We start from the raw sequence: 16,704 nt of genomic DNA, 5'->3' as shown, positions 1-16,704 counted from the left end.
TATCATTAAATTTCCTAGGAAAACATTTCTCTTACACGATCAAAAAACGATTTTTCTGAATTTCCGGGATGAGGAAGAAAATTTTCATTTTTTCTCATTTTTTCAAAGAATTTCCTTTGTTCATCATTAATTTTTTTTGGAGTCCAAACATTCACATGAATTAAAAGACTTCCATATCCATATCCTTCAATATTAGGTAATCCTTTATTTTTTAATCTCAGAGTTTTTCCTGATTGTGTTCCTGGATCAATTTTGATTCTCGCTTTTTTTCCATTGATGGTGGGAACTTCTTTTAAAGTTCCTAATATTGCATCTGGAAATGATATGTATAAATCATAATGGAGATTACTTCCTTCTCTTTTCAATTTAGGATGAGGAATTTCTTCTATTAACACAATCAAATCACCTGAAACACCTCCAAATGGAGCCTCATTTCCTTTTTCAGTCACTTTCAATTGAATCCCTTCGGTAAGACCTGCAGGAATTTTAATATTCACTAATTCTTCTTCTTTAATTAATCCATGTTTATTAGCTCCATAAGGAATATTTTCAATAATTTTTCCAGTTCCATAACAGATTCCACATTGAGAAGTTGTTTGCATTCTTCCTAGAATAGTATTGGTTATTCGTGTTATTTGACCAGTTCCATTGCAAGATAGACAACTTTTAAATTGTACTCCTTTGGCTACTTTTAGTCTTTTAACTTTAACTTTTTTTTCTACTCCGTTAGCTATTTCTTCCAATGAAAGTTTTACTCTTATTCTTAAATCACTTCCTTTAATAGTTTTATGTCTAGTGGATCTTCCAAATCCGAAACTAGAAAAACTTTCCCCAAATGCATCAGCAAAAATATCTCCAAAATTTGAAAAAATATCCTCCATATTCATTCCTGAACCCGAACTACTTCCTCTGATTCCAGAATGTCCAAACTTATCATAACGTTGTCTTTTTTCTGTATTACTTAAAACTTCATAAGCTTCGGCTGCTTCTTTAAATTTTTCTTCTGCTTTCTTTTTATTATTTAAATTCTTATCTGGATGATATTTTATTGCTAATTTTCGATAAGCTTTTTTAATTTCTTCTGAAGAAGCGTTTCTAGAAACTCCTAATACTTCGTAATAATCTTTTTTCATCATGAAAATAAAAATTATTAATTATTTTCCGATAATGACTTTAGCATGTCGGATCACTTTTTCTTTTAGAATATATCCAGCTTCTATAATTTCTATAATTTTTCCTTTTAAATTTTCTGTTATAGCTGGAATTTGTGTTATTGCTTCATGAAAATCCGTATTAAAATCATCTCCTTTTTTTATTTTTATTTTGTTTAATCCTTTTTTTTTCAAAATTTTAATAAGTTTTTCCTGTATTAAAAAAACTCCTTTTACAAGAAGTTCATCTTTATGTTTTTTTAATTCTCTAATTCCTCGTTCAAAATCATCTAAAATTGGAATTAAATCTATAAGAATTTGTTCATGAATATTTCTGAAAATATCAAATCTTTCTTTTTGAATACGTTTCTTATAATTATCAAACTCTGCAAAAAGACGTAAAAATTTATCTTTTTCTTTTTTTAGTTCTTCTTTTATATTTATAAACTGGATTTCTTTTTCTTTCTTTAATGGATTATGCTTTTCTTCTTGACAAGAGCAAGAGGAAGATACTCCATCAGAATCAGATATTATATCTGATTTGGACTGTTTTCCAATGTTTTTTTGATTGATATCCATAATACAAAATAATATAAAAATATTTTAATACAATTCTATAGTTATATGGAATAATAAACAGCAAAAGATTTGCCAAAAATTATCATATGTCATAATGACATTTGATCAATTAAATTATAGAATTGAATTTCAAATGCTTTCTAATGCAATTTAATCTTTCATAAGCAATTTTCTTTGCTTTTTTAGCTCCTAAAGATAAAATATGATCTAATAAAGATTTTTTTTTCATAAAAGAAAAAAATTTTTCTCTTTCCGATGAAAATTTATGAATGATATATTCGTATAATGCAATTTTTGCCTCATAATATCCATATCCACCTTTTATATATTTTTTTTTCATAATCTCTATTTTTTCTAAAGGAGCTATCAAACTATATAAATACATAATATAATCAGTTTCTGGATTTTTTTTTTCTTCTAAAGATTTACTATCTGTACGAATACTCATAATTTGTTTTTTCAAAACTTCATCTGAAGAAAAAATATCAATACAATTTTTTTGAGATTTACTCATTTTTTTTCCATCTGTTCCTAATACAAATTTATTTTTTTGTAAAAGAGCATTAGGTCTCACAAATAATTTTTTATCTACTTTTTTATTAAAATAATTAGCAATACAACGAGCTATTTCTATATGTTGTAATTGATCTTTTCCTACTGGAATAATTTTTGCGTTATATAGTAAAATATCAGCAGCCATTAAAATAGGATAAGTAAACAAACCTGTACTTATTTTTTTTTTATCTATCATTTCTTTTTTCTTAAAAGCATGAGCTAATGTAAGTCTTCGATATGGATAAAAACAATTAAAATACCAAGCTAATTCAGTAACATATGAAACATCAGATTGTCTGTAAAATAAACAATTCTCTATATTTAATCCAAAAGCTAACCATGCTGCTGCAATTTGATAAGTACTATTTCTTATTGTTTTTAAATTATCTAAATTATCTATTTGAACCATAGAATGTAAATCAGCTATAAATATAAATGAAGAATGTTTTGTACTTTTATTAGCTCTGAATACAGACGGAATAATAACCCCTAAAATATTCCCTAAATGAGGTCCCCCTGTACTTCTAATCCCTGTTAACATTTTTTCCATAATTAATAAATTATGTTTTTTTTGTAAAAAAAAACAAATATATAATTCTAAATAAATTGTTAGAATTCTTATTATTTTTTTAAAGATTCTAACCCACTAATAATTTCAAGTATCTCTTTGGTAATCGTCGTTTGTCTTTCTTTATTATAATTTAATATTAAATCATGTTTAATATCATATGCATTTTCTGTTGCTTTATGCATAGATCTCATGCGAGATGTATGTTCTGCTGTAGTAGATTCCAAAAAAACTTTTAATAATTTTGCATTTAAAAATTTAGGAATTAAGAAATTTAATATTTCTTTTCTAGAAGGTTCTAAAATATAATCCGATGTTTTTTTTTTCCAATTTGAAATTGGAAGAAATTTTTCCATAACTATTTCTTGAAATAAAGATTGTTTCAAATGATTGTATATTAAATAAATTGCATAAAATTTTTTTTGAAAAAAATCAAAAATCAATTTTGATACTAAAAATTCTATTTTTTGATTTGATAAATTATTAACAATCCAATTTTTATTGCTGTACATATTATATTTTTTATATAAAAAATCAAATCCTTTTTTTCCAATAGATAAAAATACACATTCATTATATGAGTACTTTTTTTTTTTTAAAATATGATTAATTTTTTCAAAAATAGAAGAATTAAAAGAACCACATAAACCCCGATCAGAAGTAAATACAACAAATAATTTTATTTTTCCTTTTCCTAAAAAATATTTATTGCTTTCAGAATTTTCTTTATATTTTTCTGTAGACAAAAGATCTAAAAGGATTGATTCAATATAATTGAAATAAATTTTCACTTGTATTAATAAATCTTTTGTTTTTCTTAATTTTGCTATAGAAATCATTTTCATCGCTTCTGTAGTTTTAATAACTGATTCTATAGATGATATTCTTCTTTTAATTTCTTTTGGATTAGACATAAAAAAATTTATGAAACGTATTTATCACTCAATTCTAAAGCAACTATTTCTAAAGTATCAGATATTTTTTTGTTAAAAATTCCATTTCTTAAAGAATTTAAAACATTTTCATGTTTTTCATTTAAATAGAAAAGATATTCTTTTTCAAAATCTGAAATTTTATCAATAGGAATTTTTTTAAGTAAATTTCTAGTTGCAGCATAAATAATAGCTATTTGATCTGCTATATCATAAGGAGTATGAGAAGGTTGTTTTAATATTTCTATATTTATTCTTCCTTTTTTTAAAATATTCATAGTAGATGAATCTAATTCTGAACCAAATTTTGAAAAAGATTCTAATTCTCTAAATTGAGCTTGATCTAATTTTAAAGTTCCAGATATTTTTCTCATAGACTGAATTTGTGCAGATCCTCCTACACGAGAAACAGATATATTTTCATTAATAGCAGGACGAACTCCAGAATGAAATAAATCTTTTTCTAAAAAAATTTGACCATCTGTAATTGAAATCACATTGGTAGGAATGTAAGAAGATATATCTCCAGATTGAGTTTCAATAATAGGTAATGCAGTTAAAGATCCTCCTCCTTTTATTTGTTTTTTAATAGAAAATGGAATATCATTCATTCTTTCAGCCATTTTTTGATCTTTTATAATTTTTGATGCTCGTTCTAAAAGACGAGAATGTAAATAAAAAACATCTCCTGGATAGGCTTCTCTACCAGGAGGCCGTCGTAATAATAGAGATATTTCTCTATAAGAAACCGCTTGTTTTGAAAGATCATCATATACAACTAAGGAAGAACGACCTGTATCTCTAAAGTATTCTCCTATGGCAGTTCCAGAAAAAGGAGCAAAAACTTGCATAGAAACTGGATCAGAAGAATTTGCAGAAACTATAATTGTATAAGGCATAGCTCCTTTTTCTTGCAAAATTTTTTTAATTCTAGCGACTGTAGAACCTTTTTGACTAATAGCTACATAAATACAATAAACAGGCTGATTTTTTTCAAAAAATCTCTTCTGATTGATAATCGTATCAATAGCTATAGTCGTTTTTCCAGTTTGTCTATCTCCAATAATTAATTCTCTTTGTCCTTTTCCTATAGGAATCATAGAATCTATAAATTTTATACCAGTTTGAAGAGGTTCTTTAACAGGTTCTCTGAAAATAACACCTGGGGCTTTTCTTTCTAAGGGCATTTCAAACAATTTTCCTTCTATAGGCCCTTTTCCATCTATAGGGGTTCCTAATGTATCTATTACTCGACCTAACATATTTTCTCCTACTTTTATCGAAAAAATTTTTCCAGTTTTTTTGACTATATCTCCCTCTTTCAAATTTTTTGATGGACTAAGTAAAACGATACTCACATGATCTTCTTCTAGATTAAGAACCATACCTTTTATTCCATCATGGAATTCTACCAATTCTCCATAAAAAGCAGAATTTAGCCCAAAAGATCTAACAACTCCATCCCCTATTTGAACTATCACACCATATTCGTACAATTTTGATTCAAATTGAAAATTTGATAATTCTTTTTTAAGAATTGACGATATTTCAGAATATTTTAAATCTGACATATGAAAATAAAAGCTTTATATTTTAGTTATAAAATATTTTTTTAATATGTAACAATTGTTCTTGAACACTAAAATTCCATTCTTTATATCCTACACGGAATATAAAACCTCCAACAATAGATTTATCTATTTTATTGAAAATATGAAATTTTTTATTGGATATTATTTTTTGTGCAATCATTTTTTGCATATCCTTTTTCAAAGGAAAAGCAGAAATGATTACAGATTTTATAAATCCTTTTTGATTTTCTTCATATATTTTTTGATATTTTAAAAAAATTTCTTTTAAAAAAAGTTCTCTTTTTTTTATGATTAATAGTTTAACAAATTTAAAAAGTAAAATATCGAAATTGTAAAGTATTTTTTTAAAAATTTTTATCTTTTTTTCTGAATTTAACAAATTTGTGTAAATAATTTCATTGATATATATATCATTATTCAATAAAAAAGACATTTTTTTAATTTTATGATAAAATAATTCACTATCATTCACATTTATAATAGAGTGTTCAAAAAAAACTCTAGCGTAATGTTGAATTATTTTTTTATTCGAAAACATTTTTATTTATTTATTAAAATTAGTACAATTCATATCTACTAATTCTTTTATAAAGAACTTATCTTGATTTTGATTTAACTCTTTTTTTAATATTTTTTCAGCTATTTGAATAGAAATTTTTCCTATTTTATTCTTTAATTTATGAATAGCAACTTCTTTTTCTACTTGAATATTTTTTTTTGTTTCTTCTATTATTTTTCTTTTTTCGATCATTCCTTCTTCTTTTGCTTTCAATTTTATTTTTTCTCTAATTTGAATAGCTTCTTTCAAAATCATATCTCTTTTTATACGAGTTTCCTTTAAAATTTTATTTTTTTGATCTTCTACATATTTCAGTTTTTCTTTCATTTGATCAGCTTTTTCAAGAGATATTTTAATTTTTTCTTCTCTTTGATCAATAAAATTCATTATTGGCTTCCAAGCAAATTTTGAAAGAAAAAACATGAGTATTATAAATATTATTATGTGCCAAAAAAATAGTCCAATAGAAGGAGTTATTAAATCCATTGGCATTATTATTATTTAAATACAGCTAACAATGTAGTGACAATTCCAAATAATGCAGCTCCTTCGATCAATGCAGATGCTATAATCATAGCATTTTGTATTTTATTCGAAGCTTCAGGTTGTCTCGCTATCGCATCCATTGCAGAACTTCCAATTTTTCCAATTCCTAATCCAGCACCTATTACGGCAAGACCAGATCCTAAAGCGGCCAACCCTGAATAAGTTAAATCTATATCCATATTTATTTTTATTTAACGTGTTTCATTATCATAATTTTTAACAGATGTTCCTATAAGTAAGGCAGATAAAGTTGTAAAAATAAAAGCTTGTAAAAAAGAAACCATAATTTCTAACATAGAAATAAAAAAACCGAAAATTATGGAAAAACCAGTTATAAGAAAATTATTAAAAATAAAAATTAGGCAAATAAAACTTAAAATAATTATGTGCCCAGCAGTCATATTAGCAAACAATCTGATACATAAAGTTAATGGACGAATAAAAATTCCTATGAATTCGATAGGAGCTAATATTAATTTAATCCCTATTGGAACTCCTGGCATCCAAAAAATATGTTTCCAATAACTCACATTTGCATTTATATTGGTAACAATAAATGTTATCAAAGCTAATCCTAATGTCATATTTATGTTTCCTGTTACATTTGGAAATCCTGGAATCATCCCTATTAAATTATTAGCTAGTATGAAAAAAAAAGATGTTAACAAAAAAGGAAGAAAAGTTTTATATTTTTTATCTCCTATATAAGGAATTGCAATCTCATCCCTTACAAATAAAATTAAAAATTCTAAAAGAATACCTAAACTCCATTTATTTTGATGATTTTGATAACTATATTTCATTCGTATGAAAAAATACAATAACAAAAAAGAAGAAATTAAAATAGATATCACATTTTTTGTAATAGAAAAATCCCAAGGTTTATCATTTTTTGGAATTCCTTTCGAATTTATATAGAATGAACCAACACTATTTGTTTTGTATATTATTCCTCTAAACATTTTATAATATCCATATTTACCCTTCACTACATTTCCATACGAAAATTTGTAGGAAGAGAAAATTTCTAATCCATTATTCCATAAAATAATTGGTAAATAAAGAATAACTCCATAATTTCGATTTCCAAGAATATGCCATTCATGAGAATCACTTATATGATTAAAAATAGTACTAGCTACATCCACTTTATCTTTTTTCTTTATTACATCATGATTTTTATCATTAGAAGATTCAACAGATTCAACGAACAAAAATAAAAAAAAGAACAAAGAACATATTGTTTTTCTTGAAATCATTTTTAAAAAAAAATAGGAAACAAATTTATATTTTTTTAAAAAAAAATAGGAAACAAATTTATATTTTTTTAAAAAAAAATTTTTATAAAAATTGTATTTTCATTTTTAGTACATTTGCAATAGAATTAGAATTATTGAATTTTACATCAATTTATTATAACGTATCACATGATGAAGGAAGAAACAAAGCTTATTCAAAACATTTTATCTGATCCTCTTACAGGAGCAATCTCTACACCAATCTATCAAACTTCAACTTACGTACAAGAAGCCCCCGGTGTACATAAAGGATTTGATTACACTAGAACAAATAATCCTACAAGAAAAATACTTGAAGATCTAATAACTCATTTAGAATATGGTTATGCTAGTTTAGCATTTTCTTCGGGTCTTGCATCCGTAGATGCAATATTAAAATTGTTAGAAAGTGGAAGTGAAATAGTAGCCGTAGATGATATTTATGGAGGAACATTTCGTTTGTTAAATTTGTATAAAAAGTTAGGTATTAATACTAAATTTGTGGATACAACGGATGCAAAAAAAACTATTTCTACTATTTCTAATAAAACAAAATTAGTTTGGTTAGAATCTCCAACCAACCCCACATTGAAAGTATCTGATATAGAATATATTAGTAAAGAATCCAAAAAGAAAAATTCAGATATTTTAGTAGTTGTGGATAATACCTTTGCTTCTCCTGTCATTCAAAATCCTTTAAAATTAGGATCAGATATAGTAGTTCATAGTGCAACAAAATATTTAGCAGGACATTCAGATGTATTAGCTGGATTAATTACAGTAAAAAATACAGATTTATATGAAAAATTAAAGTATATTCAAAATGCAACGGGAGGAGTTTTATCTCCTATCGATTCTTGGTTAACTATAAGAGGAAGCCAAACGTTATATTTACGTATTAAAAAACAATCTCAAAATGCATTTCAAATTGCTTCTTTTTTAAACAAAAAAAGAAATTCAGAAATAGACCAAGTTTTTTATCCTGGCTTATCTAATCATAAAAATCATTTTATTGCTGTAAAACAACAAAGATATTTTGGAGGAATAGTTTCTTTTAGTCTTAAAAAGAATACAATAGAATCAGCAAAAAAAGTTGTTACTTCTACTAAAATATTTAAATTAGCGGAAAGTTTGGGAGGAACAAAAAGTTTAATTTGTCATCCAGCAACAATGACTCACAAATCCACTCCTACAGAAGTAAGAATAAATGCAGGAATACAAAACTCTCTGATTCGTTTATCTATTGGAATAGAAAATGTGGAAGATCTTATAAAAGATATTGATCAAGCTTTAAAATCATTATCATCACAATAATTTTTATCATGTAATGAAACACCAATGTAAGACAATTCTTTCCGAATTTTATCTGAAATAATCCAATTTTTTTGTTTTCGTTCTTCTGAACGAAGTTTGATTAATCTTTCAATAAGTATTTTTAATTTTTTAGAGTTTTCTTTGTGATGATTGATTTTTTGAATTCCTAAAATATCGAAAACAAAATAAGTCATATATTTTTTTAATAAATCGACATGATATATATCTATATTGTGAAGGGAAGTATTAATAATATGGACAGCTTTAAATAAATAAGTAATCAATAAAGGAATATTAAAATCATCATTAATAGCTTGATAACAAATATTTATCCAATGACATATGTTATGACTACTTATATTATTTTTAGTTTTAGGTTCAAAATTTTTTAATATTTCTATAGATTGCATTATGCGATGTAATCCTTTTTCAGCATCTGTAAGTCCTTTACTGGAAAAATCCATAACATTTCTATAATGAGATTGTAAAATATAAAATCTAAAAATACTAGGAAAAAAAGTTTTTTTGCAAATTTCTTTATTATGAATTATATCTTTTAATTCCATAAAATTTCCTGTAGATTTGCTCATTTTTTTTCCATTTAAAGTAAACAAATTTGCATGCATCCAATAATGTGCAAAAGAACCTTTATTATAAATTCCTATAGCTTGAGCTAATTCACATTCATGATGAGGAAACTTTAAATCGATTCCTCCACCATGAATATCAAAAGTTTCTCCTAAATATTTTGTACTCATAGTTGTGCATTCTATATGCCAACCAGGAAATCCTTTTCCCCATGGGGAATTCCAATTCATAATATGATTATAAGGTGCTTTCTTCCAAAGAGAAAAATCATGAAATCCACGTTTTTCTTCTGAAAATTTTAATTTTTTATGAAAAAGTTTATCCATATTATTTTTACTAATAATACCATAAGGATATAATTCTTTATATTTTTTTAAATCGAAATACACAGACCCATTTATTTCGTATGCTAATTTTTTTTTAATTAACTTTTGAATCATCTCTATTTGTTCCACAATATGACCTGTAGCTGTAGGTTCTATACTTGGAGGTAGTACATTTAAAACATTTAATAAATTGTGAAAAGAAAGAGTATATTTTTGAACAATTTCCATAGGTTCAAGACCTTCTATGCGAGATCTTTTAGAAATTTTATCTTCTAGATCATTATATTCATTTTCCAAATGGCCTACATCAGTAATATTTCTTACATAACGAACTTTATATCCCAAATGTTTTAAATAACGAAAAACAATATCAAATGATATAAAAGTTCTGCAATTTCCTAAATGTAAATGATTGTAAACTGTGGGACCACATACATAAATTCCAACAGATTCTTTATAAATAGGATGAAAAAATTCTTTTTTTCCTGTTAAAGAATTGTATATTTTTAGATAATTTCGGTTTTTTTGTTGATAATTTTTTTCCTCCATTTCTTACATTTAAGAAATTCCAATATGATGTAAAAATTCCTCTCTTATTTCTGAATTATTTTTAAAGGATCCTATTAACTCAGTAGTAATGGTACTACTATCTATATCTCTGATTCCACGAGAATTCACGCATAAATGTTTTGCCTCTATAACACAAGCTACATCTTGTGTCTCTAACATTTTTCGTAAATACTGAACAATTTGTATTGTTAAACGTTCTTGTACTTGTGGTCTTTTTGCGTAAAAATTTACAATTCTATTAATTTTAGAAAGACCTACAACTTTTCCATTTGAAATATAACCTACATGAGCTTTTCCTACAATAGGAAGAAAATGATGTTCACAAGTAGAATAAACTGTGATATTTTTTTCTATTAACATTTGTTTGTATTTATATTTATTTTCAAAAATGGAAAAATTCGGCAAATTTTTAGGATTTAGTCCACTGAATATTTCTTTTATAAACATCTTTGCTACTCGTTTAGGTGTTCTTTGTAAACTATCATCATTCATATTTAAACCTAAAATTTTCATAATTTGAAAAAAATGTTTTTTTATTTTTTCAATTTTCTCTTCATCACTCATAAAATAAACATCCTTATGTAAAATAGGATCCGGACTGATTGATCGATTTAAAATCGAATTAGATTTTTCTTTTTTTAAAATTTTTTTCTCTTCTATCATAGAATTAACTTAATCCATCATGAAAAACAAAGTTACAAAAACGATTCTGTATGATTAAAAATATAACGGAATTTTCATTTTTTGATATCATCAGGGACTTTGCATATAGGGATAGAAATCATTTTATGTCTATTTTTATGATGTAAAATCTGATATTTTTTTAAAATTTTATATTCTATTTCAGAAAATATATAATCTTCTTTTTTCATAATCTCCATTTTCATGGCCCATTCTAACTCTTCATAAGTTGCTCCTAACTGATCTTCATCCGATCTATTATCTTCCCAAAGTCCATCCGTAGGCTTTGCTTTTTGAATTTCATCAATAATATTTAATTTTTTAGCTAAAGAACGGATTTCACTTTTAGTCAGATCAGCGATAGGATGTAAATCCACGCCTCCATCTCCATATTTTGTAAAAAAACCTACACCAAAATCTTCTACTTTATTTCCAGTTCCAACAACAAGATAATTTTTTCCATTCGCATAATAATATAAAGTTAACATACGAATCCTAGATTTTACATTAGCTAACGCTAAAGATCGTTTTGAATCTTCAAAATCATTTTCATTTGTTATATGACAAAATATTTTAAATAGAGAAGATAAATCTTTCTCTAAATAATAAACGTTTGAAAATTTTTTTTTTAAAAATTTTGCATGTTTTATGGGCAAAAAATTTTTCTTTTTATCAAAAATAGGCATTTCTAATATAATAGTAGGGTATCTTGTCATAGCTGCCAAAAAAGATGTAACTGAAGAATCTATTCCCCCAGATATTCCAATAATAAAACCATTAGATTTAGATTTTTGAATATATTCTTTTAACCAGGATACAATATATTTAATTACTTTTTCTGTTTTTATCATTTTATTTTTTTTGAATGCATTAATTTTAAAATTTAAAAATTTAATATAACATGTCTTTAATTTTAAATTTAGAAACTTCTACCAAAAATTGCTCAGTCTCTATTGCTAAAAATGGAGTCTGTTTAACTTCTGTAGAAGAATGTTCGAAAGAATATTTTCATTCAAAAAAATTACATACATTTATAGAATATGCAATAAAAATTTCTGGAATTCATATTAAAGATTTAAAATCAATTTGTGTGAGCAAAGGGCCAGGATCCTACACTTCATTGAGAATAGGAGCATCGACTGCAAGAGGATTATGTTATGCTTTAGATATTCCTTTATTGTCTATAGATACATTGACTATAATGAGTTATAAAATAAATATAAAAAAAGGAGTTTTAATTTCTATGATACATGCAAAATCTAATTTTTTCTACACTTCAGTATTTAATGAATCAAAAGAAAAATTGAATCCTATTCAAATTATAAAATTAAATGACAATTTTTTTAAATCTTTATTCTCGAAATACAAAAAAATATATTTTATAATAGGAAATATTCTCTCTTCTATAGATATAGATAAAAAAATTTTTTTTTATGTCGTAAAAAATAGATTTTTATATAAAAATCCATCTGCGATAGATATGTCTCTCATTTCTTATAAAGAATTTCGTAAGAAAAAATTTAATAATATTGAAAGATTTATTCCTTTTTATTTATAACATACGGACATAATTAATAAAATAGTTTTGATCAATAAACTAAATTTTTTTTCAAAAATTTTATACATAAGTTCTATAAAATAAAAGGACATGCAGTGATTCAAAATATAATTATTTATTTTACCGTAATTTATTTACATTGGTTAACATTATTTTATAATAAATTTTTCAAAAAAAAAGGAGAATATTATCAAAAAAAATCATGATCCAAATTAGATTACGAAATTTTTTGGATATGTCTACTCCAATTATATTTATTTATATAATTCTATCTTTAGGATGGAATCCATTCATATTTTTTAATGTAGAAATTCTTTTAGGAATTGTATTAATAATAAGTTCTTTACACTTTTTCATTCTTTTTGATAAAAACCTTGAAAAAGGTTATAGATCCATGATTTTTTTATCATTCTTTATATTGTTGCTTTCTCTTATTTTTTCTTTTGTAAAAATTTTATTTCATAACATAAAAATAACTGCAGATATAAAAATATCTACACTTATTAGTTTGATTCTATATGTGTTAATTCGTGCAACTTATTTTATGCGAATGATCGTATACGTTAAAATTCATAATCCTGCTTTCATATTTGTTGCAAGTTTTGTTTTTTTATCCTTTTTAGGATCTTCTTTATTAATGCTTCCTGCATCTACAGTAAGAAAAATATCATTTATAGACGCTTTATTTACTTCTACTAGTGCTGTATGTGTGACAGGATTAGTAGTTTTAGATACAGCTAAAGATTTTACATATTTAGGAAAAATCTTTATACTTATATTAATAGAATTAGGAGGACTTGGGATTTTAACTATAACTTCTTTTTTTAGTTATTTTTTTAGAGATGGATTTTCTTTTAAGGAAGCTATTTTTGTTAGCAATTTTTTAAATACAAAAACAACAAGTAATGTTCTTAGTTTAGCTGTAAAAGTAGTCATGTTCACTTTAACAGTAGAATTTATAGGTGCTTTATTAATTTATTTTTCTATTAAAGAAAAACACATAATAGAATGTGATAGTATTTTATTTTTTTCTATTTTTCATTCTATCTCCGCATTTTGTAATAGTGGATTCTCTACCTTAAGCCAAGGCTTGTATTCCGAATCTGTGAGATTTAATTATTTATTACATATCATTATTGCTTTTTTACTAATATTGGGTGGTATAGGTTTTAATATTTTATTCAATTTTTTTACATATATGTGGTTAACTGTAAAAAAATATTTTTTAAAAATTTTTAAAGATGAAGATCTTAGGCGTCCTGCACATGTAGTAACTTTAAATACAAAAGTTGTTATTTATACTACTTTTTTTTTACTTTTTTTTGGAACTATTTTTTATTATATAAGTGAATATCATTTTTCTCTTTCAGAACATTCTTCTTTTCATGGAAAATGGATAGCTTCGTTTTTTTCTTCAGCTACATCTAGAACAGCGGGGTTTCATGTATTAAACATTAATTCTTTAACCCCAATTACTATTTTGTTTACTATTTTTTTGATGTGGATAGGTGCTTCTCCAGCGTCTACTGGTGGAGGAATTAAAACAAGTACTTTCGCATTAGCATTAATAAATATTATTTCATTGGCTAGAGGAAAAAATAGATTAGAAATACAAAAAAAAGAAATATCTTCGGAATCTATTCGATTATCTTTTTCTATTATCATGTTATCCATAATAGTTATATATATAAGTATTTTAATCATAATTTTTTTAGATCCAAAAGAAGATATTTTATCTATTTCTTTTGAAGTTTTTTCTGCTTTTTCTACAGTAGGATTATCTTTAGGCATTACTTCTAATTTATCAAACGGAAGTAAATTAGTTTTAATACTTTTGATGTTATTAGGAAGAATAGGTGTTTTTAATATCATGATCGGTTTTTTAAGAAAAAATAAAATTGGTTCTCATCATTATTACAGATATCCTAAAGGAAATATTCTTATTAATTAGAAGTTAGAAGTATATAAATTATGAAAATTATAATTATTGGGTTAGGAAATTTTGGAAGATCTTTAGCTCTTAATTTAACAGATAATGGACATGAAGTTTTTGGTATAGATCAAAAAATGGAAAAAGTAGATTTATTGAAAGATCATATAGCAAATGTAGTATGTATGGATGCAAATAATGAGGCGGCTTACAAAGTTTTACCTATTCAACAAGCAAATTTAGGAATTGTGGCTATTGGAGAAAATGAGGGATCGTCAATAGTAACTACAGCTATACTTAAAAAGTATAAGCATTTAAGAATTGTAAGCCGATCTTTATCAAAAATACACGATACAATATTAGAAGCTATGGGAATTAATGATGTAATTCATCCGGAGCAAGATGCTGCATTTCGACTAACTAAACAAATATCTTTTAATTATGCTTTAGATTATTTTAGAGTAGATAATAAATATTCTATAGCAGAAGTCTTTTCTCCATATTCTTTCAATGGAAAATCTGTAAAAAGTTTGACATTAACACAAAAATATTCTGTTTCTTTAATTACCGTAATACGAGATATCAATAATCCAATGTCTTCTAAAGGGACTAATACAAGAAAAGTCATAGGATTAGTTACAGGAGATACTGTTTTAAAAACAGGAGATATATTAACTATTTTTGGTTCTAACAAATCAATCATGAATTTTATAAAAGATAAAAAATAGTACAAATAATAAATACTGAAAAATTTATTCAAATTACTATTTAATTTACATGTAAGGATATTTATAATTTTTGCTTTCTTTGAAAAAAGGATTTCCTTCAGATGAATTGAATTTTATATTCAAATTTGAATATAAAATATAAATAAAAAATCCTCCTATTATTAATAATGAACCTATTATTTCAAATATACAAAATCTCTCATTAACATCTGGAGCAATTAAATTGTATATATCTATATAATGTCCGATAAGTAAAACTAAAGATATTGAAAATACTATTTTATAATTTGATTTATTTTTACTACTAATTAATCCAAAAAAAGGAATTATAAAATTAGGAATGAGCATCCAAAAATGAATGGAGTTATATATTTTTTCTCTTTTAATAAAATATATAACTTCTTCTGGAATATTTCCATACCAATAAAGTAAAAATTGTGAGAACCAAAGATAAGTCCACAACAAACTACTAGAAAATAAGTATTTGCTTAAATCATGTAAATGACTTTTACTAAATAAAGGGAAATATCCTTTTTTATTAAGATAAATAGCTGTTATTGTGATCGTACTTATACCTGTTATAATAAAACTACTCAAAACATACCAACTAAATAAAGTACTAAACCAATGTGGATTTAAAGACATGACCCAATCCCATGTCATAAATATAGAAATAACAGAAAAAAATATTATAAAAATAATAGATCTAAAATATAATTTTTTATAATCATTTAAAGAATGTGATATATATAATGTACGAGATATATTTTTAATATTTAAATAAAAAAAACTATATCCTAATACATAAATCACACTTCTTATCAAGAAAAATGGAATATTTAAAAATATTCTCTTACTTGCAGCAATTTTATCATATTCTAAAAAAATAGGATTATATAAATTTGAATTCATCCAATAAAATATATGCACGATATCCATTGTATTTAATAATAAAATGATAAGAATCATAACACCTCCATATGGTATGAAAGAAGAAATTTTCTCCATAACAGGATGAATTATCACGGACCAACCTGATTGTGATACATTTTGTATTCCTAAAAAAAATAATGCTCCTAGAGATATAGAAGTAAAATAAAAAATGGAAATATATAATACGGTCCAAGATTTGTGATTATTTTTTACGTTAAATATTCTGTCTAAAAAAATAATAATAAAACCTACAGTTATTATCATTAAAAAAATGATAATTTTTTTATTAATTTTAATTCTAGAAAACTGATACATAT

17 protein-coding genes are annotated in these 16,704 nt (G+C 24.6%); 4 read left to right on the top strand and 13 right to left on the bottom strand.

The annotated features are described in order from the left end of the window. Positions 1-14: 14 nt before the first annotated feature. The 9 genes from BGIGA_RS00400 to atpB all read right to left on the bottom strand — a co-directional run bounded on the left by BGIGA_RS00400 (position 15) and on the right by atpB (position 7,741). Positions 15-1,136, bottom strand: a complete 1,122-nt coding sequence (locus BGIGA_RS00400) for a DnaJ C-terminal domain-containing protein (protein WP_014726407.1) — start codon at positions 1,134-1,136, stop codon at positions 15-17. Between the two features lie 18 nt (positions 1,137-1,154). Continuing rightward, positions 1,155-1,730, bottom strand: coding sequence for a nucleotide exchange factor GrpE (locus BGIGA_RS00395; protein ID WP_014726406.1), 576 nt, complete (start codon positions 1,728-1,730; stop codon positions 1,155-1,157). A gap of 109 nt (positions 1,731-1,839) precedes the next feature. Continuing rightward, entirely contained in the window at positions 1,840-2,835 is a 996-nt protein-coding gene (trpS, locus tag BGIGA_RS00390) for a tryptophan--tRNA ligase (RefSeq protein WP_014726405.1), read from the bottom strand. A 71-nt stretch (positions 2,836-2,906) separates the two neighbouring features. After that, the gene (atpG, locus tag BGIGA_RS00385) at positions 2,907-3,767 is read right to left on the bottom strand and encodes an ATP synthase F1 subunit gamma (protein WP_014726404.1); all 861 of its coding nucleotides are present in this window, start codon (positions 3,765-3,767) and stop codon (positions 2,907-2,909) included. A gap of 8 nt (positions 3,768-3,775) precedes the next feature. After that, on the bottom strand, positions 3,776-5,356 hold the full coding sequence (atpA, locus tag BGIGA_RS00380; RefSeq protein ID WP_014726403.1) for a F0F1 ATP synthase subunit alpha: 1,581 nt from the start codon (positions 5,354-5,356) through the stop codon (positions 3,776-3,778). Positions 5,357-5,378: 22 nt separating this feature from the next. Next, positions 5,379-5,915 carry a FoF1 ATP synthase subunit delta gene (locus tag BGIGA_RS00375; protein WP_014726402.1) on the bottom strand — a complete coding sequence of 179 codons (537 nt, stop codon included), beginning with the start codon at positions 5,913-5,915 and terminating at the stop codon, positions 5,379-5,381. Between the two features lie 6 nt (positions 5,916-5,921). Further along, positions 5,922-6,428 carry a F0F1 ATP synthase subunit B gene (gene atpF, locus BGIGA_RS00370; RefSeq protein WP_014726401.1) on the bottom strand — a complete coding sequence of 169 codons (507 nt, stop codon included), beginning with the start codon at positions 6,426-6,428 and terminating at the stop codon, positions 5,922-5,924. Between the two features lie 5 nt (positions 6,429-6,433). Further along, entirely contained in the window at positions 6,434-6,661 is a 228-nt protein-coding gene (gene atpE / locus BGIGA_RS00365) for an ATP synthase F0 subunit C (RefSeq protein ID WP_014726400.1), read from the bottom strand. Between the two features lie 12 nt (positions 6,662-6,673). Then, positions 6,674-7,741 carry a F0F1 ATP synthase subunit A gene (atpB, locus tag BGIGA_RS00360; RefSeq protein WP_014726399.1) on the bottom strand — a complete coding sequence of 356 codons (1,068 nt, stop codon included), beginning with the start codon at positions 7,739-7,741 and terminating at the stop codon, positions 6,674-6,676. 171 nt (positions 7,742-7,912) lie between these two features. On the opposite strand from atpB, the gene BGIGA_RS00350 reads away from it, so the two are divergent. Next, positions 7,913-9,073: a PLP-dependent aspartate aminotransferase family protein gene (locus BGIGA_RS00350; protein WP_014726398.1), complete on the top strand. Its 1,161-nt coding sequence runs from the start codon at positions 7,913-7,915 to the stop codon at positions 9,071-9,073. Here BGIGA_RS00350 and cysS read toward each other — a convergent pair. The 3 genes from cysS to nadE form a co-directional block, all read right to left on the bottom strand. Continuing rightward, complete coding sequence (cysS, locus tag BGIGA_RS00345) at positions 9,043-10,536, bottom strand: cysteine--tRNA ligase (protein ID WP_014726397.1); 1,494 nt, start codon at positions 10,534-10,536, stop codon at positions 9,043-9,045. The two genes, BGIGA_RS00350 and cysS, sit on opposite strands and share 31 nt — an antisense overlap. Positions 10,537-10,545: 9 nt before the next feature. Next, the gene (gene folE / locus BGIGA_RS00340; protein WP_014726396.1) at positions 10,546-11,220 is read right to left on the bottom strand and encodes a GTP cyclohydrolase I FolE; all 675 of its coding nucleotides are present in this window, start codon (positions 11,218-11,220) and stop codon (positions 10,546-10,548) included. A gap of 74 nt (positions 11,221-11,294) precedes the next feature. Further along, the gene (nadE, locus tag BGIGA_RS00335) at positions 11,295-12,089 is read right to left on the bottom strand and encodes an NAD(+) synthase (RefSeq protein ID WP_014726395.1); all 795 of its coding nucleotides are present in this window, start codon (positions 12,087-12,089) and stop codon (positions 11,295-11,297) included. 50 nt (positions 12,090-12,139) lie between these two features. Between nadE and tsaB the strand changes: the two genes are divergently transcribed. The 3 genes from tsaB to BGIGA_RS00320 all read left to right on the top strand — a co-directional run bounded on the left by tsaB (position 12,140) and on the right by BGIGA_RS00320 (position 15,454). Beyond that, a complete protein-coding gene (tsaB, locus tag BGIGA_RS00330; RefSeq protein WP_014726394.1) occupies positions 12,140-12,796 on the top strand; it encodes a tRNA (adenosine(37)-N6)-threonylcarbamoyltransferase complex dimerization subunit type 1 TsaB in 657 nt (218 codons plus the stop codon). A gap of 202 nt (positions 12,797-12,998) precedes the next feature. Further along, positions 12,999-14,747, top strand: coding sequence for a TrkH family potassium uptake protein (locus BGIGA_RS00325; protein ID WP_014726393.1), 1,749 nt, complete (start codon positions 12,999-13,001; stop codon positions 14,745-14,747). A gap of 20 nt (positions 14,748-14,767) precedes the next feature. Beyond that, positions 14,768-15,454 carry a TrkA family potassium uptake protein gene (locus BGIGA_RS00320; RefSeq protein WP_014726392.1) on the top strand — a complete coding sequence of 229 codons (687 nt, stop codon included), beginning with the start codon at positions 14,768-14,770 and terminating at the stop codon, positions 15,452-15,454. Positions 15,455-15,499: 45 nt separating this feature from the next. On the opposite strand, the gene BGIGA_RS00315 is transcribed toward BGIGA_RS00320, so the two are convergent. Continuing rightward, positions 15,500-16,702, bottom strand: coding sequence for a hypothetical protein (locus BGIGA_RS00315; protein ID WP_014726391.1), 1,203 nt, complete (start codon positions 16,700-16,702; stop codon positions 15,500-15,502). Positions 16,703-16,704 lie beyond the last annotated feature (2 nt).

Source organism: Blattabacterium sp. (Blaberus giganteus), from assembly GCF_000262715.1.
Classification (GTDB): Bacteria; Bacteroidota; Bacteroidia; order Flavobacteriales; family Blattabacteriaceae; genus Blattabacterium.
This window is presented reverse-complemented; position numbering and strand designations above follow the sequence as displayed.

Bases quoted from the DNA above. Each gene is read 5' to 3' on its own strand.
- BGIGA_RS00400 (WP_014726407.1), bottom strand. From the start codon at position 1,136: ATGATGAAAAAAGATTATTACGAAGTATTAGGAGTTTCTAGAAACGCT.
- BGIGA_RS00395 (WP_014726406.1), bottom strand. From the start codon at position 1,730: ATGGATATCAATCAAAAAAACATTGGAAAACAGTCCAAATCAGATATA.
- trpS (WP_014726405.1), bottom strand. From the start codon at position 2,835: ATGGAAAAAATGTTAACAGGGATTAGAAGTACAGGGGGACCTCATTTA.
- atpG (WP_014726404.1), bottom strand. From the start codon at position 3,767: ATGTCTAATCCAAAAGAAATTAAAAGAAGAATATCATCTATAGAATCA.
- atpA (WP_014726403.1), bottom strand. From the start codon at position 5,356: ATGTCAGATTTAAAATATTCTGAAATATCGTCAATTCTTAAAAAAGAA.
- BGIGA_RS00375 (WP_014726402.1), bottom strand. From the start codon at position 5,915: ATGTTTTCGAATAAAAAAATAATTCAACATTACGCTAGAGTTTTTTTT.
- atpF (WP_014726401.1), bottom strand. From the start codon at position 6,428: ATGCCAATGGATTTAATAACTCCTTCTATTGGACTATTTTTTTGGCAC.
- atpE (WP_014726400.1), bottom strand. From the start codon at position 6,661: ATGGATATAGATTTAACTTATTCAGGGTTGGCCGCTTTAGGATCTGGT.
- atpB (WP_014726399.1), bottom strand. From the start codon at position 7,741: ATGATTTCAAGAAAAACAATATGTTCTTTGTTCTTTTTTTTATTTTTG.
- BGIGA_RS00350 (WP_014726398.1), top strand. From the start codon at position 7,913: ATGAAGGAAGAAACAAAGCTTATTCAAAACATTTTATCTGATCCTCTT.
- cysS (WP_014726397.1), bottom strand. From the start codon at position 10,536: ATGGAGGAAAAAAATTATCAACAAAAAAACCGAAATTATCTAAAAATA.
- folE (WP_014726396.1), bottom strand. From the start codon at position 11,220: ATGATAGAAGAGAAAAAAATTTTAAAAAAAGAAAAATCTAATTCGATT.
- nadE (WP_014726395.1), bottom strand. From the start codon at position 12,089: ATGATAAAAACAGAAAAAGTAATTAAATATATTGTATCCTGGTTAAAA.
- tsaB (WP_014726394.1), top strand. From the start codon at position 12,140: ATGTCTTTAATTTTAAATTTAGAAACTTCTACCAAAAATTGCTCAGTC.
- BGIGA_RS00325 (WP_014726393.1), top strand. From the start codon at position 12,999: ATGATCCAAATTAGATTACGAAATTTTTTGGATATGTCTACTCCAATT.
- BGIGA_RS00320 (WP_014726392.1), top strand. From the start codon at position 14,768: ATGAAAATTATAATTATTGGGTTAGGAAATTTTGGAAGATCTTTAGCT.
- BGIGA_RS00315 (WP_014726391.1), bottom strand. From the start codon at position 16,702: ATGTATCAGTTTTCTAGAATTAAAATTAATAAAAAAATTATCATTTTT.